18 protein-coding genes, 1 other RNA gene and 2 pseudogenes are annotated in these 21,122 nt (G+C 70.1%); 14 read left to right on the forward strand and 7 right to left on the reverse strand.

Annotated features, from left to right (window positions below; genetic code table 11):
* Window positions 1–18: 18 nt before the first annotated feature.
* From ftsE to AB0M56_RS27190, 5 genes and pseudogenes are all read left to right on the forward strand, one after another.
* Window positions 19–708, forward strand: coding sequence for a cell division ATP-binding protein FtsE (gene ftsE / locus AB0M56_RS27170; RefSeq protein WP_220246574.1), 690 nt, complete (start codon window positions 19–21; stop codon window positions 706–708).
* A 58-nt stretch (window positions 709–766) separates the two neighbouring features.
* Window positions 767–1,660 (forward strand): permease-like cell division protein FtsX, encoded by an 894-nt coding sequence (ftsX, locus tag AB0M56_RS27175; RefSeq protein WP_220246575.1) that lies wholly within the window; start codon window positions 767–769, stop codon window positions 1,658–1,660.
* Between the two features lie 120 nt (window positions 1,661–1,780).
* A pseudogene (locus tag AB0M56_RS27180) lies at window positions 1,781–1,924 on the forward strand (hypothetical protein); the annotation flags it as partial.
* 64 nt (window positions 1,925–1,988) lie between these two features.
* Entirely contained in the window at window positions 1,989–2,471 is a 483-nt protein-coding gene (smpB, locus tag AB0M56_RS27185) for an SsrA-binding protein SmpB (RefSeq protein ID WP_220246577.1), read from the forward strand.
* Window positions 2,468–3,364, forward strand: a complete 897-nt coding sequence (locus AB0M56_RS27190) for an amidohydrolase family protein (protein ID WP_364180584.1) — start codon at window positions 2,468–2,470, stop codon at window positions 3,362–3,364. The genes smpB and AB0M56_RS27190 overlap by 4 nt, the downstream gene beginning before the upstream one ends.
* On the opposite strand, the pseudogene AB0M56_RS27195 reads toward AB0M56_RS27190, so the two are convergent.
* The 5 genes and pseudogenes from AB0M56_RS27195 to AB0M56_RS27215 all read right to left on the reverse strand — a co-directional run bounded on the left by AB0M56_RS27195 (window position 3,354) and on the right by AB0M56_RS27215 (window position 7,613).
* A pseudogene (locus tag AB0M56_RS27195) lies at window positions 3,354–4,690 on the reverse strand (acyltransferase). The gene AB0M56_RS27190 and the pseudogene AB0M56_RS27195 overlap by 11 nt on opposite strands.
* 94 nt (window positions 4,691–4,784) lie before the next feature.
* Window positions 4,785–5,021 (reverse strand): hypothetical protein, encoded by a 237-nt coding sequence (locus AB0M56_RS27200; protein WP_364180586.1) that lies wholly within the window; start codon window positions 5,019–5,021, stop codon window positions 4,785–4,787.
* Between the two features lie 79 nt (window positions 5,022–5,100).
* On the reverse strand, window positions 5,101–5,742 hold the full coding sequence (locus tag AB0M56_RS27205; RefSeq protein WP_364180588.1) for a response regulator transcription factor: 642 nt from the start codon (window positions 5,740–5,742) through the stop codon (window positions 5,101–5,103).
* A 54-nt stretch (window positions 5,743–5,796) separates the two neighbouring features.
* Window positions 5,797–6,930, reverse strand: coding sequence for a sensor domain-containing protein (locus AB0M56_RS27210; protein ID WP_364180590.1), 1,134 nt, complete (start codon window positions 6,928–6,930; stop codon window positions 5,797–5,799).
* Window positions 6,927–7,613, reverse strand: coding sequence for a sensor domain-containing protein (locus AB0M56_RS27215; protein WP_364180592.1), 687 nt, complete (start codon window positions 7,611–7,613; stop codon window positions 6,927–6,929). Before AB0M56_RS27215 ends, AB0M56_RS27210 begins: the two co-directional genes overlap by 4 nt.
* 175 nt (window positions 7,614–7,788) lie before the next feature.
* On the opposite strand from AB0M56_RS27215, the gene ssrA reads away from it, so the two are divergent.
* From ssrA to ggt, 4 genes are all read left to right on the forward strand, one after another.
* Window positions 7,789–8,161: a transfer-messenger RNA gene (gene ssrA, locus AB0M56_RS27220) on the forward strand.
* Between the two features lie 288 nt (window positions 8,162–8,449).
* On the forward strand, window positions 8,450–9,517 hold the full coding sequence (locus AB0M56_RS27225) for a type IV toxin-antitoxin system AbiEi family antitoxin (RefSeq protein ID WP_364180593.1): 1,068 nt from the start codon (window positions 8,450–8,452) through the stop codon (window positions 9,515–9,517).
* Window positions 9,486–10,292 (forward strand): hypothetical protein, encoded by an 807-nt coding sequence (locus AB0M56_RS27230; RefSeq protein WP_364180595.1) that lies wholly within the window; start codon window positions 9,486–9,488, stop codon window positions 10,290–10,292. The genes AB0M56_RS27225 and AB0M56_RS27230 overlap by 32 nt, the downstream gene beginning before the upstream one ends.
* Window positions 10,293–10,492: 200 nt before the next feature.
* Complete coding sequence (ggt, locus tag AB0M56_RS27235) at window positions 10,493–12,280, forward strand: gamma-glutamyltransferase (protein WP_364180596.1); 1,788 nt, start codon at window positions 10,493–10,495, stop codon at window positions 12,278–12,280.
* 63 nt (window positions 12,281–12,343) lie between these two features.
* Here ggt and AB0M56_RS27240 read toward each other — a convergent pair whose 3' ends face one another.
* Together AB0M56_RS27240 and AB0M56_RS27245 are read right to left on the reverse strand one after the other, a co-directional pair.
* The gene (locus AB0M56_RS27240; protein ID WP_364180598.1) at window positions 12,344–13,129 is read right to left on the reverse strand and encodes an IclR family transcriptional regulator; all 786 of its coding nucleotides are present in this window, start codon (window positions 13,127–13,129) and stop codon (window positions 12,344–12,346) included.
* Between the two features lie 26 nt (window positions 13,130–13,155).
* On the reverse strand, window positions 13,156–14,121 hold the full coding sequence (locus AB0M56_RS27245; protein WP_364180600.1) for an aldo/keto reductase: 966 nt from the start codon (window positions 14,119–14,121) through the stop codon (window positions 13,156–13,158).
* A gap of 142 nt (window positions 14,122–14,263) precedes the next feature.
* On the opposite strand from AB0M56_RS27245, the gene hutH reads away from it, so the two are divergent.
* The 5 genes from hutH to hutI are packed head-to-tail and all read left to right on the forward strand — an operon-like array spanning window position 14,264 to window position 21,110.
* Window positions 14,264–15,790, forward strand: a complete 1,527-nt coding sequence (hutH, locus tag AB0M56_RS27250; protein ID WP_364180602.1) for a histidine ammonia-lyase — start codon at window positions 14,264–14,266, stop codon at window positions 15,788–15,790.
* 2 nt (window positions 15,791–15,792) lie between these two features.
* Window positions 15,793–17,445 carry a urocanate hydratase gene (hutU, locus tag AB0M56_RS27255; RefSeq protein WP_364180604.1) on the forward strand — a complete coding sequence of 551 codons (1,653 nt, stop codon included), beginning with the start codon at window positions 15,793–15,795 and terminating at the stop codon, window positions 17,443–17,445.
* Window positions 17,446–17,476: 31 nt separating this feature from the next.
* The gene (locus AB0M56_RS27260; RefSeq protein ID WP_364180606.1) at window positions 17,477–18,676 is read left to right on the forward strand and encodes an allantoate amidohydrolase; all 1,200 of its coding nucleotides are present in this window, start codon (window positions 17,477–17,479) and stop codon (window positions 18,674–18,676) included.
* Window positions 18,673–19,977, forward strand: coding sequence for a formimidoylglutamate deiminase (locus AB0M56_RS27265; RefSeq protein WP_364180608.1), 1,305 nt, complete (start codon window positions 18,673–18,675; stop codon window positions 19,975–19,977). Before AB0M56_RS27260 ends, AB0M56_RS27265 begins: the two co-directional genes overlap by 4 nt.
* Entirely contained in the window at window positions 19,965–21,110 is a 1,146-nt protein-coding gene (gene hutI / locus AB0M56_RS27270) for an imidazolonepropionase (protein WP_364180610.1), read from the forward strand. Before AB0M56_RS27265 ends, hutI begins: the two co-directional genes overlap by 13 nt.
* Window positions 21,111–21,122 lie beyond the last annotated feature (12 nt).

Genomic DNA, 21,122 nt, shown 5'->3' on the forward strand with positions numbered 1-21,122 from the left:
TGGGTAGTATGCCGAACCGTGATCCGGCTCGAAGAGGTTTCCAAGGTCTACAAGACCTCGACCCGTCCTGCCCTCGAACGGGTGTCGGTCGAGATCGACAAGGGTGAGTTCGTCTTCCTCATCGGCCCTTCGGGTTCCGGGAAGTCGACGTTCCTGCGCCTGTTGCTGCGCGAAGAGGTCCCGAGCAAGGGCCGCGTGATGGTGTCCAACTTCGACGTCGCCAAGCTCGCGCGGCGCAGGGTCCCCCGCCTGCGCCAGACGATCGGCTGCGTCTTCCAGGACTTCCGCCTGCTGGCCAACAAGACCGTGGCCGAGAACGTCGCGTTCGCGCTCGAGGTGATCGGCAAGCCGCGCCTGACCATCAAGAAGGTCGTGCCGGAGGTGCTGGAGCTCGTGGGCTTGGAGGGCAAGGCCGACCGCCTGCCCAACGAGCTCTCCGGTGGCGAGCAGCAGCGCGTGGCGATCGCGCGCGCGTTCGTGAACCGGCCGCTGGTGCTGCTGGCCGACGAGCCGACCGGGAACCTGGACCCCGACACGAGCCAGGACATCATGCTGCTGCTGGAGCGCATCAACCGCACGGGCACGACCGTGCTGATGGCCACCCACGACCACTCCATCGTGGACTCGATGCGGCGCCGGGTCGTCGAGCTGCAGCTCGGCCGCGTGATCCGCGACGACGCCCGCGGGGTGTACGGCATCGGTCGCTGAGCGACCCGCCGCCCGCCTTCCCCGACAGCCCCGACCCAACAAGGGACAGACACCTGCGATGCGTGCCAGTTTCGTCTTCAGCGAGGTCCTCACCGGTTTGCGCCGGAACGTCACGATGACCATCGCGATGATCCTCACCACGGCGGTCTCCCTCGCCATGCTCGGCGGTGGCCTCCTGGCCGTGCGGACGATCGACAAGATGAAGGCGAACTTCCTCGCCGAGGTCGAGGTCCAGGTCAGTCTGGTCGAGGACATCAGCGCCAACGACAAGAACTGCTCGCAGCCGCTGTGCAGCGGGCTGCGCGAGTCGCTGCAGAACAACCCCGGCGTCGAGTCCGTGGTGTACGAGAACCGCGACCAGGCCTACGACCGGTTCAAGAAGATCTTCGCGAGCCAGCCCGAGCTGCTGGAGCTCACCGGCCCGGAGGCGCTGCCGGCGTCGCTGCAGGTGAAGCTGAAGGACCCGGACCGCAGTGCCGCGATCATCGCGGAGTACTCGGGCAAGCCCGGCGTGCGCAAGGTCGACGACCAGAAGAAGTTCCTCGACCGCGTGTTCAACGTGTTCAACGGCATCCGCAACATCGCGTTCGGGATCGCGCTCATCATGGCCATCGCGGCGCTGCTGCTGATCGCGAACACCATCCAGGTGTCGGCGTTCACGAGGCGCACGGAGGTCGGCATCATGCGCCTGGTCGGCGCGACCCGGTGGTACACACAGCTACCGTTCCTCCTGGAGGCGGTGGTCGCCGGCGTGGTCGGTGCCGTGCTCGGCATCCTGTTCCTGCTGGCTGCCAAGCTCACGTTCCTCGACTCCGTGCTCACGGGTGAGGTCTTCCCGCAGATCACCACGCTGGAGCTGCTGTTCCCCGTGGCGCCGATGCTGCTCGCCGTGTCGGTCGTGATCTCGGCGATCACCGGGTACGTCACTCTCCGCCTGTACGTGCGCCACTAGCTTCCCGCCGAAATTCCGCAGACGCCGCGCGGGCCGGGTTCGACCCGGCCCGCGCGGCGTTTGTCGTGCCGGGTCGAATCGTCAAGCGCACCTCCTGCCTGATCGAGGTGCTGCGACCGCCGGGCCGACGCAGTGCGGGCGTTGCGCGACCTGCACACGATCCTGGAAGGCGAGCTCGGCGTAGACCCTTCGCCGCGGCTGCTCAGCGACATCCTGGCCGACGAGGTCACCGTGCCGGATCGGTGGCCCAGCGCGGTGTCCTGACCAGCGGGCCGGCGTGGAGAAACCCTGTCGGCTCGCGTGGGCGAAACCACGTAGAGTTGACATCATGCCCAAGGAACGTGGACAGAAGGTCATCGCGTCGAACCGCAAGGCTCGGCACGACTACTCCATCCTGGACACCTACGAAGCGGGACTGGTGCTCCAGGGCACGGAGGTGAAGAGCCTTCGGGAGGGCAAGGCTTCGCTCGCCGACGCGTTCGCGACCGTGGACGACGGCGAGGTGTGGCTGCGCAACGTGCACATCCCGGAGTACACGCAGGGCACCTGGACCAACCACACGCCGCGGCGCACGCGCAAGCTGCTGCTGCACCGCGGCGAGATCGAGAAGCTGATCGGCAAGACGAAGGAGAGCGGCCTCTCGCTGGTGCCGCTGTCGATGTACTTCAAGGACGGCAAGGTCAAGGTCGAGATCGCGCTGGCCAAGGGCAAGAAGGCCTACGACAAGCGCCAGACGCTGGCCAAACGCGACGCCGAACGCGACATCAGCAAGGCCATGGGCCGCGCGCTGAAGGGCCGGTTCACGGAGTGACACTCGGTCCCACCTCGGACGCCGACGTCGCTCGGTGGACCGCTGCCCTCGGCCTCGACGGGCTCGTCGACATGCACGTGCACTTCCTGCCGAAGTCCGTGATGGACAAGGTCTGGGCCTACTTCGATCAGGCGCAGGCGCACTACGGCACCGAATGGCCGGTGCACTACCGGACGGCGGAGCAAGAGCGCGTGCAGACCCTGCGCGAGCTGGGCGTGACGCAGTTCGCACCGCTGGTCTACCCGCACAAGCCGGGGATGGCGGAGTGGCTCACGTCATGGGTACTGGAGTTTGCCGAGCAGGTGCCCGAAGCGGTGCCCACGGGCACGTTCTACCCCGAGCCGGCCGCCGCGTCCTCAGTGGACGCCACCCTGCGCGCCGGCGCGCGGTGCTTCAAGGCCCACGTGCAGGTCGGTGCGTACGACCCGCGAGACGACCTGCTGAAGCCGGTGTGGGGTTCGCTGGCCGACGCGGGCGTGCCCGTCGTCGTCCACTGTGGACACGGGCCACTGCGCGGCGATTTCACGGGTCTGAACGTGTTCGCCGAGGTCCTCGAACGGCACCCGGACCTCACGGCCGTGCTGGCCCACGCGGCGATGCCCGAGTTCACCAGCGCGTTCGAGCTGATGGCGCGCTTCCCGCGCGTGCACATCGACACCACGATGGTCGGCGTGCCGTTCGCGCAGAAGATGTCGCCGCTGCCGCCAGACTGGACCGACCGGCTCGTCGAGTTCGCCGACCGCGTGGTGCTGGGCACGGACTTCCCGAACATCCCGTACTCCTACGCCACGCAGCTGCAGGCGATCGCCGGCTGGGCGGCCGACGATCGCCTGGGTGAGCCGTTCCTGCGGGCCGTGCTGCACGACACCCCCGCGAAGCTGCTCAGCGTTTGATCTTCGCCGCCTCCGTGATCGCGACGGCCCGGCCGAGCAGCGGCGTCAGCGACACCTGACGGCCGGCCAGCGCGAACCCGGCGGCGAGCAGCACGACCCAGGGGATCGGGCCGTGGGCGAAACCTTCGCTCAGCGGCTGGAACCCGTGCGCGGCGAGCCCGAGCAGGCCACCCGATGCGAGCAGCCCGGCCAGCACGAGCTGCGGCGTTCGAGCGGTGATCACCGCGTCGTCGCGCTGCGTTTCAAAGCGGGAGAACAGCCGCAGCAGCACCAGCAGCACGGCCGCGCACAGCGCGAACCACGCCGGCGCCATCACGGCCCACAGCACCGAACCGGGCGTCGGCTCGCGTACCCGAGGCCGAGCACCGTCACCCCGGAGACCACGATCAGGGCCGGCATGTGCCAGAGGTAAACGCTCATGAACCGCGCGCCGATCCAGCTCAGCGCGGTGCCGACACCAGGCCGGGTGGCCAGGGCGACCAGTTGCGGGCGGAACGCGAGCAGCAGACCGAGCTGACCCACGGCCAGGAACAGCAGCAACACGGTGGGCGGGCTCATGTTCGACACCGGCGCGCCCGGCATGCCGATCATGCTGGCCGGGTACGGACCGAACGCGACCAGCAGCGCCGTGACCCCGAAACCGGCGGCGGACAACGCGAGCGCACCACGGCGGGTCAGCTCACCGAGCCGGCCTTCCACGTAAGCGAAACCGAGCTGGTGCACGGCCACCCACACGAAAACCGCGTTGACGTACCCGATCAGACCGAGGTCGGCGAACCGCGCGACGTCAACGAGCGCGCCCGCCACGGCCATCACCAGCGGCACCCACAGGCCCCAGCGGCGGTGCGCCGCGACCATCACCGGCGTGAGCAGCACCGTGAGCAGGTAGACGGACAGGAACCACAGCAGCTGCGCGGCGATCGAGCTCGCCACCTGCAGCGGCTGCGCCGGAATTCCCATGCCCTGCAGCAGATCCGGCACCACGAGCCACACGGCGAGCAGCGGAAGCACCGGCACCAGCAGCCTTCGGACGCGCGCGGCGAGCCACGCGCGGGAGGATTCCGCGCGGCGCAAGGAGATCAGGTTCGCCGCGCCGCCGGCGAAGAAGACCAACGGCATCACTTGCGAAAGCCAGGTAATAGCCCACCAGCCGGGCGTCGCGAGCGCGTTGCCCGTCGCCAGCGTGCCGTGGGAGTAGGAGAGCACCGGCATCACCCAGTGCTGCGTGATCACGGCCAGGATCGCGCCTGCCCGCACCACGTCGAGGAACTTGTCGCGGCCGCCGGGAGCGACCGGTGTGCTGACCCGCAGCAGGCTCGTCGTCATGGCTCTAAGGCTGGTCGCCGCGGGCTTTTGAGACAGCGGGGTGAGCCGCCGAGTTCGACCTCCGGCCAGCCCGTGGTCGATACGGGGGTTGTCCCTACCTCAGGCCGTCGGACTCGGGTTCGGAGTGCGTGGGTTCCGAGTGCGTGGTGGCGCTCACGCGGTACTCCCAGCCGTGATCGGTCATGCCGAGCTCGTACAGCGTCTCGATCTTCGGGCCGCCGTGGAGGTGGATGTGGCGCACGATCGTGCCTGGGACCGGTTCCTCGTCGGTGAGCTCCTGGACACGGCCGTCGAGCGGACCGCCGAAGAAGCGGACGCTACGGTCGGTCACCGGGAACTCCTCACCAGACATTGGTCCATGGTAAGCGAGGCGCTTACGCGCGTGCTGCCGCCAATACGGGTGACGGCAGTCAGCGGCCCAGGTACGTCAGGACCGCTCGCACCCGCCGGTGTTCTTCCGAGCTGGCTTCGAGACCGAGCTTGGAGAAGATGTTGCCGATGTGCTTTTCGACGGCACCGTGCGACACCACGAGCCGGTTGGCGATCGCCGTGTTCGACAACCCTTGCGCCATCAGGCCCAGCACTTCCGATTCGCGCGCGGTGAGCGCGTCGAGCGGGTTGCGGCGCCCGCGGGCCATCAGCTGCGCGATCACGTCCGGGTCGATCGCGGTGCCGCCTCCTGCGACACGGCGCACGGCGTCGAGGAAGTCGGCGACGTCGGCGACGCGTTCCTTGAGCAGGTAACCGACCCCGCCGGCGCCGCCGGAGAGCAGCTCCACGGCGTAGCTCTCCTCGACGTACTGCGAAAGCACCAGCACGGGTAAGCCGGGCACAGCGGTGCGCGCGGCGAGGGCCGCGCGCAGGCCTTCGTCGGTGAACGTCGGCGGCATGCGCACGTCGACGATCGCGAGGTCGGGCCGGTGTTCGGTGACCGCGCCGAGGAGGTCGTCACCGTTGTCGACGGCGGCGACGGTCTCGATGCCCTCGTCGGCGAGCAGGCGCGTGACCCCCGCCCGCAGCAGCACGGCGTCTTCGGCGATCACTACTCGCATCAGGCCCCCAGGCTCGTGAGAGAAAAGCTCCGGGGCTATTCACTCACGAGCGGGTCACCATTGGCACGGCAGGTCCGCCCGGATCACGGTCGGTCCGCCGACGGGGCTGACCACGGTGATCACGCCGTCGATGGTCGCGGCGCGGTCGGCCAGGCCGGCGAGCCCGCCGCCGGGACGCACCTCGGCGCCGCCGTGCCCGTTGTCGGTGATCTCGACGATCACGTGCGTCTCGCTGCGCCACACCTTCACGACCGCCTCGGTGGCACCGGAGTGCTTAGCGATGTTGGTGAGCGTCTCGCCGACGATGAAGTACGCGGTGGTCTCCACCGCGGCCGGCGGGCGGGGCTCGACGTCCACGCTCACGTCGACCGGGATCGGCGACTTCGCGGCCTGGGCCGAAAGCGCGGCGTCGAGGCCGCGGTCGCCGAGCACGGCGGGGTAGATGCCGCGCGCGAGGTCGCGCAGCTCGGAGACGGCGAGCTTGGCGTCGGCATGGGCTTCGTCGATGAGGTCGCGCACCGCGGCGGGGTCGTTGTCGAACTTCGACTTCGCGCGCCCGAGGCTCATGGCGACAGCGACGAGCCGCTGCTGGGCGCCGTCGTGCAGGTCGCGCTCGATGCGTCGCCGCTCGGCCTCCGCCGCGTCGACGCCACGGGCCCGGGAGGCCTGCAGGTGCTCGGCCTTTTCCTCGAGCTTCTTCGTGCGGTTCGGGCCCAGGAGGGACAGGGCGAGGTTGCCGTGGAGCCAGCCCAGCCACGGCGTCACCCAGATCGCCATCGGGAGCAGCACGATCGACGCGATCGCCACCGGTAGCTCCACGCAGGCCAGGGGGAACGCGATCATCAGGTACGCGAGGTCACGCCACGTCGTCGGGTCGGTGAGGCGGGTGAGCCAGCGGCGCGTCATCGACTGGCCCTCGAGCGGCAGCCGCTCGACCTTCGTGAGCGGCGTCCGCAGCATCGTGTGCGCCCACCGGCGCTCCGCGTCGCCTGACCAGCGGACGAACGCCGTGGTCGCGAGCAGGATCGGGAACCCGACCCAGACCACGACCGTGCCCACGCCCACCGTCGCGCCCACCACGATGAGCACGAACTGGACCAGGCGGAACACGAAGCTCGTGATCATGTAGACGATCGTGCGCGCGGGGTTCGGCCGGGGATGCTCCGGCAGCTGCTGCTCCGTGCTCATCCGGTCACCGTGCTCGTCTCGTCGAGTTCCAGCCACGAGCGCTCCATGCGCCGGCGCTGGGACACGGTGGGCCGCAGCAGAGCCACGGCGAGCCCGCCGTGCAGCGCCGCCAGGCCCCTGGTCAGCGCCACGGACAGGGCGGCGAACAGCACCCCCAGCGCCGCCCAGGGCAGCGCGCTCACCGTCGAGTCGACGGTGAGCCACCGCACATCGTATCCCGGGAAGTACCAGGCGCCCTCGGGCAGGAAGCGGTAGTAGATCGGCAGCGCGACCAGGCCCAGGCTCGTCGCCCAGAACGTCACGACCAGCACGAACTCGACGAGACCGACGGGGAAGAGCAGGAAGAAGTACGACAGGTCCCGCCACGTGGCGCCGTCCTTCAGCCGCGTGGTCCAGCGAGCGCGCGGGCCGGTGGGCGGCAGCGGCAGATACGGGCTGTCCACGTACGTGTCGAGCAGCGAAAACACCCGCGCGCGCTCCATCCGGCCGGCCCCACGGGCCAGGAGGACGAGCAGTCCCAGCAGCGGCACTCCCAGCCACACCACGAGCGTCCCGGCGCCGGCCGACAGCAGCACCGTGATGAGGGTGAACGAGACGATGCCCAAGGGCAGGTTGAGCAGCAGAAACGCCAGCGCCCGACCCAACGGCGGGTGGCGCCTCCTCGCGGCGGACACGGTGACCATGGCGGGGCTCCTTCTCCAAGCGAACGACCTGCTCAGCATCGCTTCGCCGGGCCCTCACCTGAATGGGGCGCGCGGGCATGTTCCGGGTAGGGCCAACCCCACCCCGCCCCATGCCTCCGGGAATCAACCAGGTTGCCGGACGCGTTATGATGGTGAGGTTATGTAGCACCTACAAGGGGGTGAACGGTTTCGACTCTGGACGTTGAGTCAGGGGAAGCGTGTCGGTGCAGGCGAGAGACCACCGCAAGCGTCATCGCAAACCAATAAGCGCCAAGGCCAATAGCCAGCGCGACTTCGCTCTTGCTGCCTAAGTAGCAGAGTGAGTCTGTCGGCCCGGGATCGCCTCCGACCCGGTAGCCGGCATCAGCTAGGAGGCTTACCGCCAGACCCGGTCACGGGGCCTGGTTGGGAAGCAAACAGTGGCTGGGCTCGTCACTTCAGCTTGTTCACGTGACTGAAGGGGCCAAGTAGAGACAGAGTGGACTGCACACGGAGAAGCCCTGTCAAGACGCTAGAGGACCCGGGTTCAATTCCCGGCACCTCCACAAGAATGGCCGGCTCATGCTCACTGGGAGCGTGAGCCGGTTTTCTTGTGTCGGGTGTCTTTTGGGGGTCGGACCCCCAAACCCCCGCCAAGGGGCTGCGCCCCCTGGACCCCCATCGTGGTGGGTTGTGTTGCGTTGCCGGGTGCGGGTGCGGGTGCGGGTGCGGGTGCGGGTGCGGGTGGCAGGGGTGGGGGCTTCGTCGTTGGCCCGCGGGCTGGTTGCTGTGTGCGGGTGGGCGTCTGTCCGGCGTGGCAGGTTGCGGGAAGGCGCGGGCGCGTTCAAAATATGAGCATGTTCAATTCGAATGAACATGAAGGCTTACTGAACGCGATGGGCTGGCCTGCCGAGGTGTGTTCCCGACTCGAGGAACTGGGTCTCCGGGTCGAAGTGCTGAACACCGAGGCGCGGGAGACCGATGCGCTGCGAGGGCATCGGATGGATGCCGTCGTGAAGCTCAGTACGGCATCCGGTGCCACCCGGACGTACGTCGTCGAGGCCAAGCAGCGGGTGACCGCGGAGCTGGCCACGGCAGTCCATTTTCCGCCGGTCCTTCCGCCTCTGCTGTTCACCACGCACCTCGGCGAACCGGTCGCCGAGGTGCTGCGTTCCCGGGGGATCGACTATGCGGACACCGCGGGCAATGCCCACCTCGCTTGGGACGACGTCCTGATCGACGTCCGGGGCCGCCGCAAGCCCGCCAAGTCTGCCGGACGAACCTCGTTGCGAGGTGCGGGGGCGTTTGGCCGGGCCGGACTTCAGGTCCTTTTTGCCCTGCTCAGCTGGCCGGAGGCGATCGCCTTTCCGTACCGTCGACTGGCTGAGACAAGCGGTGTTTCGCTCGGCACGGTCAAGACGGTGATCGATGAGCTCTCCGGTGCCGGCTACCTGTATGAGGCTCGGAACGAGCGGCGGCTCGCTCACGGAGCCGAGCTTCTCGATCGTTGGTCGGAGGCCTACTCGACCACCCTGGACTCCTCGCTCGTCCTGGCCGAGTTCGTCACGGCTGACCTTTCGTGGTGGAGCAAGGCGAAAGTGGAGATGCTCTCCCTGGGAGTCCAGGTCGGCGGGGAATCGGGAGCGAGCCTCATCGATCGGCATCTGCGGCCCGCCTCACTCACGCTCTACGCCGACCGGCTGCCGGTCAAGCTCATCGGCCGGCACCGTCTGGCTCGGGCGGAAAACGACGCAAACGTACATATCCGGACGCGATTCTGGCAGTCGCCCGAGCCGGAGTCCTGGATTGTGCCGGCCCCGTTGATCTACGCAGACCTGCTGGCGTCCGGCGACCCCCGCCAGCGTGAGCACGGAGACCGGATCAGGAGGGGCGATGATCGACTTAAGCGCATCGACCGAACCTGATCTTCTCCTCGCCGCGAGAGTGCTGGCCCGGGTGGATGTCGTCGCCCGCGGGGAAGAAGTCGACTATCTCGTGGTCGGGGCGACAGCGCGCACGATCCTGTCGATCGGGCTGGTCGGTGGCCCACCCGAACGGGCCACCCGGGACATCGACATCGCCGCTGCGATAGGCACCTGGGACGACTTCGAACGGTTCGTGAGCCAACTCGAACGGCGTGACCGGAGCTTCCATTCGTTCCTCGTGGAGGGCGTCGAGGTTGATGTGGTGCCTTACGGCGGCATCGAGGAGGCAGATCGGACCATCCTCTGGCCCGACGACCACCGGATGAATGTCCGCGGCCTGAGCGAAGCTGTGGCAACAGCCGAGCAGGTGCGCCTGCCCGGCGAGCTCGTCATCAAGGTTCCCGCAGTACCGGCCTTGGCTTTGCTCAAGCTCCTGACCTGGTGGGATCGACGCCTCACGACTACGCACGATGCCATCGACCTCGGAATGATGATCGGCTGGTACTCGTGCGGGCCATACCTGGATCGCATATACGACGAGGAACTCGAAGTTCTCGAGCGGAACGGCTTCGATCCCCAGTTCGCGGGAGCCTGGCTTCTGGGTTCACACATGCCTGGCCTGCTCGACCACGAGGGCGTCGCCGTGCTGCTCGACATCGTCGGCGATGACGATGCATTGGCTCGATTGGCCACTGAGGTTCGCCGTGCCCGCGGTTCGGATCTCGTTCTCGCTCTGGCTGAGGGCATCAAGGAGGTGGCTGCTCAAGCGGAGTGAGCCCAGCGTGCGGCGTGGGGCAGACGGGACGAGAGTGGGCGTACGGAGCAACCACCCTAAATCCGCCTCAAGTCAGCTTCCTGTCGAACCCCAACGGGTGGTAAACCTCCGACCACGAAGCTCACCGGCGAGTGCGTGGTGTGGTCCGTATCTCGTCGGGAGTCCCGGAAGGCCCTGGGTGGTCTGAGAAAGGGAGTGCCATGCGCCGTCGTCGAATACTTACCGTTCTGCTGGCCGCGGGGGTCGCCGTGGGGACCGCGGTGCCCGCGGCCCAGGCGCAGCAAGGGGGCAAGCAGCCGGTCGCCGAGGGGTACGGCGGCGCGGTCGTCTCGGACACCGTCGAGTCCACCCAGGCGGGCATCGACGTGTTGCGCAAGGGGGGCACGGCGGCCGACGCCGCGGTCGCCGTGGCGTCGACGCTCGGCGTGACCGACCCGTACGTCGCGGGGCTGGGCGGGGGTGGCTACTTCGTCTACTACGACGCCAAGACCAAGCGCGTCTCCACCATCGACGGCCGCGAGGCCACGCCGGCCGCCGACGGGTCGGACATGTTCGTCGACCCGGCCACCGGCAAGGCCTACGACTTCGAGACCGCCGTGGAGAGCGGCCGGTCCGTCGGCGTGCCCGGCATGCTCGCCACGTGGCAGCGCGCGCTGCAGCGCTGGGGCAAGTTCAGCCTCGCCGACAACCTCAAGCCCGCTGTGCAGGTCGCGGAGCGCGGATTCGTGGTGAACCCCGAGTTCTCCTCCGAGACGGCGTCGCTGAAGGACAAGCTGTCGCACTTCGCGCCCAGTGCCAAGCTGTTCCTGCCCGGCGGCGAGGCGCCGAAGGTCGGCACGGTGTTCCGCAACCCGGAGCTCGCCGACACCTACCGCCAGATCAGCCGCGAGGGCACGGGCGTGTTCTACGGCGGTTCCGTCGGCCGTGACCTGGTGAAGACCGTGCAGAAGCCGCCGGTCGCCGACGGTGCGCCGATCAAGCCGATGTCCGGCCCGATGCAGCTGTCGGACCTGCGCGCCTACCGCGCACTGGACGGCTCGCCGACGCGCGTGAACTACCGCGGCTACGACGTCTACGGCATGGCCCCGTCCTCCAGCGGTGGCATCACCGTCGGGGAGTCGCTGAACATCCTGGGCAACTACAACCTGTCGAAGATGGACCGCACGCAGGCGCTGCACCACTACCTGGAGGCCAGCCGCCTCGCGTTCGCCGACCGCAACCGCTACATCGGCGACTCCCGGTACGTGAAGGTCCCGCAGCAGCAGCTCCTGTCGAAGCAGTTCGCGGCCACGCGCGCGTGCCAGATCGACCCGAACAAGGCCGGGCAGAGCCCCGTCGCGCCCGGTGACCCGTACTCCCACAAGGGCGGCTGCACCACCGCGCCCGCCGCTTCGTCCGACGGCAACGAGCAGCACACCAACCACTTCGTCGTCAGCGACAAGTGGGGCAACGTCGTCTCCTACACCAACACGATCGAGCAGCTCGCCGGCAGCGGCATCACGGTCTCGGGCCGCGGCTTCCTGCTCAACAACGAGCTCACGGACTTCAACTTCACGCCCACCCAGGGCACCGCGGCCGACCCCAACCTGCCGGCCGGCGGCAAGCGCCCGCGGTCCAGCATGTCGCCGACGATCGTGCTCAAGGACGGCAAGCCCGTGCTCGCCGTCGGTTCCCCGGGCGGCGCCACGATCATCACGACCGTGCTGCAGGTCCTGGTCAACCGCCTCGACCTCGGCATGAGCCTGCCGGACGCGATCGCCGCGCCGCGTGCGTCGCAGCGCAACGCGAAGACGTCCGACGCGGAGCCGGCGTTCCTCGCGTTGCCCACCACGAAGGGGCTCGAAGCGCTGGGGCAGAGCTTCAGCCAGGTCAGCTCCATCGGTGTCGCGGCCGGGCTGGAGTTCAAGCCGGGCGGCAAGATCCTCGCGGCCGGTGAACCCGTCCGCCGGGGTGGCACCTCGGCGATGGTGATCTCTTCGCACCGCTGATTCGCCCGACGAAAGGCCCGCTTCGCCGCTCCTTGGATTCCAGGGGTGGCGAAGCGGGCCTTTTCACTGCGGCGTCGTGCCCCCGATCCGGCTCGTCAGCTCCGCGGCCGTCTCGGCAACCGCCGCCGCGTACTCAGGAAACGTCTCGCCGCACGGCCTGTCGTCAGGGCAAAGATGCCGCAGTGTCACCGAAATCGACGCCATCGGCCGCGCTCCGTGGTCGAACACAGGCGCCGCGACCGAGGCGAACCCGTCCGTCACGTGTCCGTCCTCGACGGCCCAGCCCAGCCGTCGTTCCGCGGCCAACGTCCGGCGCAGCGCGGCCAGCGAATCCGGCCCACGCTGAGTCCGGAGCACGAACGAAGCCGCCATCGGGAACAGCGCGCGGACGTGGGCGGCCGGCAGGTGGTTCAGGATCGCCCGCCCCGACGCCGTGAGTTGCCCGGGCAGCCGCACGCCGACGTCGGTGACCAACGTTTCCGGTCGCGCCGGGCGTTCCTTGATCAGGTACAGCGACTCGTTCCCGTGCAGCACACCCAGGTGCGCGGTGTGGCCGACGCGGTCCACGAGCTTGCGCAGCAACGGCGCGGCCAGCCGTTCGAGCGGGTCGTGGCGCAGGTACGCCGACCCGAGCTCGAACGCGGCGATCCCGAGGCCGTAGCGGCGTTCGGCCGGGAGGTGGGCGACGAAACCGGCGGCGACGAGCTCGTTGAGCAGGTGGTACGTCGTCGACCGCGGCAAATACAGGTCCCTGGCGACGGTCGCCGCGGACACGGGACCGGCGTGGCCCGCGAGCAGCCGCAGCACAGCGAGGCCGTTGCGCAGGGCCGGAACGTCCGAACTGCTCACGTCGCTCCTTCCGGTCGGTGCGGGGGTCAGCGGAAGACGGCCGAGACCGCGGCGAACAGGGTGTCGTCGAGGTCCGCGCCGGCGGCCTCGCGGACCGCCTGCCACTGGGCCTCGGTGCTGGGCGAGACGACCGGCGCGGTCACCGCAGGGTGTGCCAGCAGCCAGGCGAGCGCCAACCCGGCCGTGCTGATTCCGTTGTCCCGTGCGAGATCCCGCAGCGCGCCGACCCGGGTGAGGTTGTCTGCCGAGTGCATGCCCGCGTAGTACCGATCCCCGGCGAGGGCGATGCGGCTCCCGGGCGCGGGCGCGGCTCCGTCGAGGTACCGGTCGGAGAGCACGCCGCCCGCGAGGGGTGAGTAGGCCAGGTACCCGATGCCCTCCGCCGCGGCCAGCGGCAGCAGGTCGCGTTCGTCAGCGCGATTGAGCAGGCTGAGTCCATTCTGGACGCACACCGGGCGAGGCAGCGACCTCTTGGCGGCGACGTCCAGGATGGCGTCCAGGAGCGCTGCATCGACGTTGCTGACGCCGTAAGCGCGGATCAGCCCCGCTTCCCGCGCGACGGCGAACGCGGTGAGCGTCTCCTCGATCGGCGTGCGCGGATCGGGAGCGTGGGACAGGTAGAGGTCGACGCGGCCCAGGCGCCGGATGCTCTCCGCCAGCTGCCGTTCGACGTGTGGCCCGGACAGGTCGATGTCCGGCTGATCGGGGCGCACGCGGCCGCCCACCTTGGTCAGCACGACCACGTCGTCGTGCGGTTCCTCCGCCAGCCAGCGCCCGACCGTGCGCTCGCTCTCGCCACCTCCGTAGCTGTCGGCGGTGTCGATGGTGCGAATCCCCAGGTCGTAGGCCTCGCTGAGCCGGCGCAGCCCGTCCGCGCCGTCGATCCCCAGCCCCCGAGTGGCCGCCGCGCTGCCGATGCCCCCGATGGAACCGGCGCCGTAGACGAACCTGGTTACCTCGACCCCGGTGTCACCGAGCGAAGACGTTTCCACTGGACCCACCTTCCGGAAGGGTGCACGAGCGGGACGCTCGTGCCACGCAGCGAAGCTCCAACCTCGCTGTGTCTTGGATACCAGACACTAGCGCCAACTCGGCTCTCCCGCCCGGGCGCTGATCGTTGTTTCAATGGCAAACATGCCGGAACCAGTGCTCTTGGGCTCGAAGCCGATGACCGCGTCCGACGTCGTCGACGTCGTCCGCGGACACGCGCACGTCGGGCTCACCGAGGCGACCGAGAAGAACCTCGCCGCCACCCGCCAGCACATCGAGGACCTCGCGCACGCGACCTCGCCCACGTATGGCGTCTCGACGGGCTTCGGCGCGCTCGCGACGCGCCACATCCCCCTGGAGAGCCGCACCGCGCTGCAACGCAGCCTCATCCGCTCGCACGCCGCGGGCGCGGGGCCGGCGGTGGAGGCGGAGGTCGTGCGCTCGCTGATGCTGCTGCGCCTGCGCACGCTCGCGAGCGGTTACACCGGCGTGCGGCCGGAGACCGCGCAAGCGCTTGCGGGCCTGCTCAACGCGGGGATCACGCCCGTCGTCCACGAGTACGGCTCGCTCGGCTGCTCGGGTGACCTCGCGCCGTTGGCGGCGATCGCGCTCGCGCTGATGGGCGAAGGCGAAGTGGACCACGAAGGTGAGCGCAAACCCGCCGCCGACGCCCTGCGCGCGGCCGGCCTCACGCCCGTCGTGCTGGCCGAGAAGGAAGGCCTGGCGCTCACCAACGGCACTGACGGCATGCTCGGCATGCTGCTGCTCGCGGCCGCCGACCTGCACAACCTGCTCGACGTCGCGGACCTCACCGCGGCGATGAGCGTCGAGGCGCTGCTGGGCACCGATCGGGCCTTCGCCGCCGACCTGCAGGCACTGCGGCCGCACCCCGGTCAGGCGGTCAGCGCGGCGCGGATGTTCGCGGCGCTGCAGGGCTCGAAGATCGTCGAAAGCCACCGCGGGCCCGATTGCAACCGCGTGCAGGACGCGTACTCGCTGCGCTGCGCACCACAGGTCCACGGCGCCGCGCGCGACACGCTCACGCACGCCGAGCTCGTGGCCGACCGCGAGCTGCGGTCTGCTGTGGACAATCCCGTGGTGCTGGCCGACGGCCGCGTCGAGTCCAACGGCAACTTCCACGGCGCGCCCGTGGCGTATGTACTCGACTTCCTCGCGATTCCGGTCGCCGACGTAGCCGGCATCGCCGAACGGCGCACCGACCGGATGCTCGACAAGGCGCGTTCGGCCGGCCTGCCGCCGTTCCTCGCGCACGACCCGGGCGTCGACTCCGGGCACATGATCGCGCAGTACACCCAGGCCGCGGTGGTCAGCGAGCTGAAGCGGCTCGCGGTGCCGGCGTCGGTCGACTCCATCCCGAGCAGCGCGATGCAGGAGGACCACGTCTCCATGGGCTGGTCCGCGGCGCGCAAGCTGCGCAAGGCCGTCGAAGGCCTGAACACGGTGCTGGCGATCGAGCTGCTCACCGCCGCTCGCGCGCTCGACTTCCGCGCGCCGCTGGAACCGTCGCCGATCACCGGCGCGGTGCGCGACCTGCTCCGCACGAAGGTCGCGGGCCCGGGCCCCGACCGGCACCTGGCGCCCGAGATCGCGGCCGCCGAAGAACTCGTCCGCTCCGGCGCTGTCCTGGCCGCCGCCCGTCTGGAGGTCTGAGAATGTCTCGCATCGTCCGTGCCGCCCGCGGCACCCAGCTCACCGCGAAGTCGTGGCAGACCGAAGCCGCGCTGCGGATGTTCCACAACAACCTGGACCCTGAGGTTGCCGAGCGGCCCCAGGATTTGGTCGTCTACGGCGGCACGGGCAAGGCCGCGCGCAACTGGCCGAGCTTCGACGCGATCACGCGTGAACTGACCATTTTGGACAATGACGAGACGCTGCTCGTGCAGTCGGGCAAGCCGGTCGGCGTGTTCCGCACGCACGAGTGGGCGCCGCGTGTGCTGATCGCGAACTCGAACCTGGTGGGCGACTGGGCGACTTGGCCCGAGTTCCGCCGCCTGGAGCAGCAGGGCCTCACGATGTACGGCCAGATGACGGCCGGTTCGTGGATCTACATCGGCACGCAGGGCATCCTGCAGGGCACCTACGAGACGTTCGCCGCCGTGGCGAAGAAGAAGTTCGGAGGTACCCTGCGCGGCACGCTCACCGTGACCGCGGGCCTCGGCGGAATGGGTGGCGCGCAGCCGCTCGCGGTGACCATGAACGACGGCGTGGCGCTCGTCGTCGAGTGCGACCCGCAGCGCGCGCACCGCCGCGTCGAGACGCGCTACCTCGACGAGGTGGCCGACCACCTCGACGACGCCATCAAACGGGTCACCGCGGCGAAGAAGGAGCGCCGGCCGCTGTCGGTGGCCGTGGTCGGCAACGCCGCGGAGGTGCTGCCGGAGCTGCTGCGCCGCGGCGTCGAGGTCGACATCGTCACCGACCAGACCTCCGCGCACGATCCGCTGTCGTACCTGCCCAAGGGCGTCAGCGTGGACGACTGGCACGACTACGCGGCCAAGAAGCCCGACGAGTTCACCGACCGTTCGCGCGAGTCCATGGCCGACCACGTGAACGCGATGCTCGGCTTCCTCGACGCCGGCGCCGAGGTCTTCGACTACGGCAACTCCCTGCGCGGCGAGGCCAAACTCGGCGGCTGCGAGCGTGCGTTCGACTTCCCCGGCTTCGTGCCCGCCTACATCCGCCCGCTGTTCTGCGAGGGCAACGGCCCGTTCCGCTGGGCGGCGCTCTCGGGCGACCCCGAGGACATCGCGGCCACGGACCGCGCGATGCTGGAGCTGTTCCCGGAGAACGAGTCCCTGGCCCGCTGGATCAAGCTGGCCGGCGAGCGCGTGGCGTTCCAGGGCCTGCCGGCGCGGATCTGCTGGCTCGGCTACGGCGAGCGTCACCTGGCGGGCCTGCGGTTCAACGAGATGGTGGCCAGCGGCGAGGTCAAGGCGCCCGTGGTGATCGGGCGCGACCACCTCGACTCCGGCAGCGTCGCCTCGCCGTACCGGGAGACCGAGGCCATGGCCGACGGGTCCGACGCGATCGCCGACTGGCCGCTGCTCAACGCGCTGGTCAACACCGCGTCGGGCGCGAGCTGGGTGTCGATCCACCACGGTGGTGGCGTCGGCATGGGCCGCTCGATCCACGCGGGCCAGGTCAGTGTCGCCGACGGCACGGCGCTGGCCGCGCAGAAGCTCGAGCGCGTGCTCACGAACGACCCGGGAATGGGCGTGATCCGCCACGTCGACGCCGGTTACGACCACGCCGCCGAGGTCGCCGACGAGCGTGGCGTGCGAATTCCGATGCGGGACAACTCGTGACCGCCGACGTACTTCTTCCCGCGGAGGCGGTATGAATACAGCATCCGAGTTGCTCGGCGAGATCGCCGACGTTGGGCGCGACGCGAAGCGTGGCGGCTACTCGCGGCACGCGTTCGACGCGCCGGAGCACGACCTGCGCACGTGGTTCGTCGAACGCGCGCAGCGGCTGGGCCTGGAGGTCGAGACCGACCGCAACGGCAACCTCTGGGCCTGGTGGGGCGCGCCGGGGCCGGACGCCGTGGTGACCGGCAGCCACCTCGACTCGGTTCCGGGCGGCGGTGCGTTCGACGGGCCGCTCGGCGTGACGAGCGCGCTGGCGGCCGTGGAAACGCTGCAGGCCAAGGGGGTCCGGCCGGCCAAGCCGTTCGCCGTGGTCGTGTTCGCCGAGGAGGAAGGCGGCCGGTTCGGTGTGCCTTGCCTCGGTTCGCGGCTGATGACCGGCACGATCGACGCCGACAAAGCGCGAGCGCTGCGGGACCCGGACGGCGTCACGTTGTGGGAGGCGGCCGCGAAGTCCGGTCTCGACGTGGACCGGATCGGGGCGGAGCCCGAGCGGCTGGGGCTCATCGGCCGGTTTCTGGAGCTGCACGTGGAACAGGGCCGCGGCCTGATCGACCTCGGGTCGGCAGTGGCGGTCGGCAGTACGGTGATCGCCCACGGGCGGTGGCGGTTCTCGTTCGCCGGCCAGGGAAACCACGCCGGTGCGACGCTGATCGCCGACCGCGTGGACCCGATGCTGCCCGCGGCCGAGACCGTGGTGGCCGTGCGGCGGCTGGCGAAGACGCGGGCGGACGCGCGGGCGACCGTCGGCCGGCTCGTGCCGACGCCGGGTGGCACCAACGTCATCGCGTCCACTGTGGACCTCTGGCTCGACGCGCGCGTGCCCGGCACGGTGACACCGGAGCTCGTCGAAGACATTTCGCACGCGGCGCGGGCCGCGGCGGAAGCGGAGGGCTGCTCGCTGACCGTCACACGCGAGTCGTACTCCGACGACGTCGTGTTCGACGAGAAGCTGCGGCGTGACCTGGGGGAGTGGCTCGGCGAGGTGCCCGAGCTGCCGACCGGAGCGGGCCACGACGCGGCGATCCTGGCCGGGTTCGTGCCTGCCGGGATGCTCTACGTACGCAACCCCACTGGCATCAGCCACTCGCCGGAGGAATTCGCCGAGGCCGACGACATGGAGGCCGGCGCGCGGGCGCTGGCCGGGGTGCTGGAGCGGCTGGCGGGATGACCACGTACTGGTGCGAACGGGCCTGGTTGCCCGACGGGATCGCCGAAGCCGTGTTGCTCGTGGTGCGCGACGGGCGGATCACGTCGGTCACGTCGGGCGCGCCGAAGTCCGGGACCGTCCTGGCCGGGCTCACGCTGCCGGGGTTCGCCAACGGGCACTCGCACGCGTTCCACCGCGCGCTGCGGGGCCGGACGCACCACGAGCGCGGCACCTTCTGGACCTGGCGCGAGCGGATGTACTCGCTGGCCGCGCGCCTCGACCCGGACCGGTACTACCGGCTCGCACGCGGCGTCTACGCGGAAATGGTGCTCGGCGGGTACACGAGCGTCGGCGAGTTCCACTACCTGCACCACGCGCCGGGCGGGCACCCGTACGCGTCGCCGAACGCGATGGGCGACGCGCTGCGCCAGGCCGCGCGGGACGCGGGGATCCGGCTGACGCTGCTGGACACCTGTTACCTCGCGGGCGGGATCGGCGTGGCGCCGGACGAGGTGCAGCAGCGCTTCTCCGACGGCTCGGCCGAGAAGTGGGCTTCGCGCGTGGCGTCGCTGGCGGAGGACGAACTGTTCCGCGTCGGCGGGGCCATTCACTCCGTACGCGCAGTGCCGGCGGACGATTTGTCGACCGTGAACCAGGCTGTGTCCGGCGAGCGGCCGTTGCACGTTCACTTGTCCGAGCAGCGCGCGGAGAACGAGCAGTGCGAAGCGGCGTACGGCTGGACGCCGACCGGGTTGCTGAAGGAGCACGGGGTGCTGGGTGAGCGGCTCGTCGCCGTGCACGCGACGCACCTGACGGACCAAGACGTGAAGTGGCTGGGTGAGGCACGGTCCGCCGCGTGCTTCTGCCCGACGACCGAGCGCGACCTCGGCGACGGCATCGGCCCGGCGCGGCAGCTGCTCGACGCGGGCGTCCGGCTGGGCGTCGGCAGCGACAGCAACGCGGTGGTCGACGCGTTCGAGGAGACCCGCGCGCTGGAGCTGGACGACCGCCTGGCCAGCGAGGAACGCGGCCGGTTCACCGCCGACGAGCTGCTGGCGGCGGGCACCGACCACGCTTCCGTCGGGTGGCCGGAGGTGGGCCGGCTGGCCGTCGGCGCCGGGGCGGACCTGGTCACGGTCGCGCTGGATTCCGTGCGGACGGCGGGGATCGAGCCGTCCGGGGTGGTGTTCGCGGCGGGGGCCGCGGACGTGCGGCACGTCGTGGTGGCGGGTCGTGACGTGGTGCGCGAGGGTGCGCACGTGCTCCTGGAGCGACCGGAAACCGTACTGGCCGAGGAGATCGAGGCGCTGTGGCAATTCTGATCACGGGAATCGGCGAGCTCACCACCAACGACCCCGAGCTGGGCCGGCTGCGCGACGCGGCGCTGGTGCTCGACGGCGGTGCCGTCGCGTGGGCCGGACCGGCCGCGCAGGCGCCGGCAGCCGACGAGCGCGTGGACGTCGAGGGGCGCGCGGTGCTGCCCGGCTGGGTCGACAGCCACACGCACCTAGTGTTCGCCGGCGACCGCACGGCCGAGTTCGAGGCGCGGATGGCCGGAAAGCCTTACACGGCGGGCGGAATCGCCGTCACGGTCGGGGCGACGCGGGAGGCGTCGGACGAGCAGCTGGCGGCGAACCTGCGCCGGCACGTCGAGGAAGCGGCCGCGCAGGGCACCACCTGTCTGGAGACCAAAACCGGGTACGGGCTGACCGTGGCCGACGAGGCCCGCTCGGCGCGGATCGCGGCGACGGTGGCCGACGAGGTCACCTATCTCGGCGCGCACCTCGTGCCGCCGGGCGCCGACGCGGAGTCCTATGTGGACCTGGTGTGCGGCGAAATGCTCGACGCAGTGGCGCCGCACGTGCGGTGGGCCGACGTGTTCTGTGAGACGGGGGCGTTCGATGAGGCCCAGTCGGCTCGGGTGCTCAAGGCGGCGGCCGAACGTGGGCTGGGGTTACGGGTGCACGGCAACCAGCTCGGCGAGGGCCCTGGGGTGCGTCTCGCAGTGGAGCTGGGCGCGGCGAGCGTGGACCACTGCACGTACCTGAGTGACGAGGACGTCGAGGCGCTGGCGGCGTCGGACACGGTGGCGACGCTGCTGCCGGCTTGCGATTTGTCGACAAGGCAATCGCTGGCGCCGGCGCGGCGGCTGCTCGACGCGGGCGCGACCGTCGCCCTGGCCAGCAACGCGAACCCGGGCAGCTCGTACACCACGTCGATGGCGTTCTGCGTGACCACGGCCGTGCTGCAAATGCGGATGACGGTGGGGGAAGCCGTGTGGTCGGCGACAGCCGGGGGCGCCCGGGCGCTGCGGCGCGACGATGTCGGCTACCTGCGCCCGGGCGCGCGGGCCGACGTGCACGTGCTAGACGCGCCTTCGGTGACACACCTGGCGTACCGGCCGGGCGTGCCGCTCACCCACGCGGTGTGGCGGCGGGGTGAGCGGATGGGATGAAGCCTCAACCGT

This window comes from Amycolatopsis sp. NPDC051372 (assembly GCF_040682095.1).
In the GTDB taxonomy this organism is placed as follows: domain Bacteria; phylum Actinomycetota; class Actinomycetes; order Mycobacteriales; family Pseudonocardiaceae; genus Amycolatopsis.

Bases quoted from the DNA above. Each gene is read 5' to 3' on its own strand.
- smpB (WP_220246577.1), top strand. From the start codon at position 1,989: ATGCCCAAGGAACGTGGACAGAAGGTCATCGCGTCGAACCGCAAGGCT.
- AB0M56_RS27225 (WP_364180593.1), top strand. From the start codon at position 8,450: ATGTTCAATTCGAATGAACATGAAGGCTTACTGAACGCGATGGGCTGG.
- AB0M56_RS27210 (WP_364180590.1), bottom strand. From the start codon at position 6,930: ATGAGCACGGAGCAGCAGCTGCCGGAGCATCCCCGGCCGAACCCCGCG.
- AB0M56_RS27230 (WP_364180595.1), top strand. From the start codon at position 9,486: ATGATCGACTTAAGCGCATCGACCGAACCTGATCTTCTCCTCGCCGCG.
- ftsX (WP_220246575.1), top strand. From the start codon at position 767: ATGCGTGCCAGTTTCGTCTTCAGCGAGGTCCTCACCGGTTTGCGCCGG.
- ggt (WP_364180596.1), top strand. From the start codon at position 10,493: ATGCGCCGTCGTCGAATACTTACCGTTCTGCTGGCCGCGGGGGTCGCC.
- AB0M56_RS27215 (WP_364180592.1), bottom strand. From the start codon at position 7,613: ATGGTCACCGTGTCCGCCGCGAGGAGGCGCCACCCGCCGTTGGGTCGG.
- AB0M56_RS27265 (WP_364180608.1), top strand. From the start codon at position 18,673: ATGACCACGTACTGGTGCGAACGGGCCTGGTTGCCCGACGGGATCGCC.
- hutU (WP_364180604.1), top strand. From the start codon at position 15,793: ATGTCTCGCATCGTCCGTGCCGCCCGCGGCACCCAGCTCACCGCGAAG.
- AB0M56_RS27260 (WP_364180606.1), top strand. From the start codon at position 17,477: ATGAATACAGCATCCGAGTTGCTCGGCGAGATCGCCGACGTTGGGCGC.
- hutH (WP_364180602.1), top strand. From the start codon at position 14,264: ATGCCGGAACCAGTGCTCTTGGGCTCGAAGCCGATGACCGCGTCCGAC.
- AB0M56_RS27205 (WP_364180588.1), bottom strand. From the start codon at position 5,742: ATGCGAGTAGTGATCGCCGAAGACGCCGTGCTGCTGCGGGCGGGGGTC.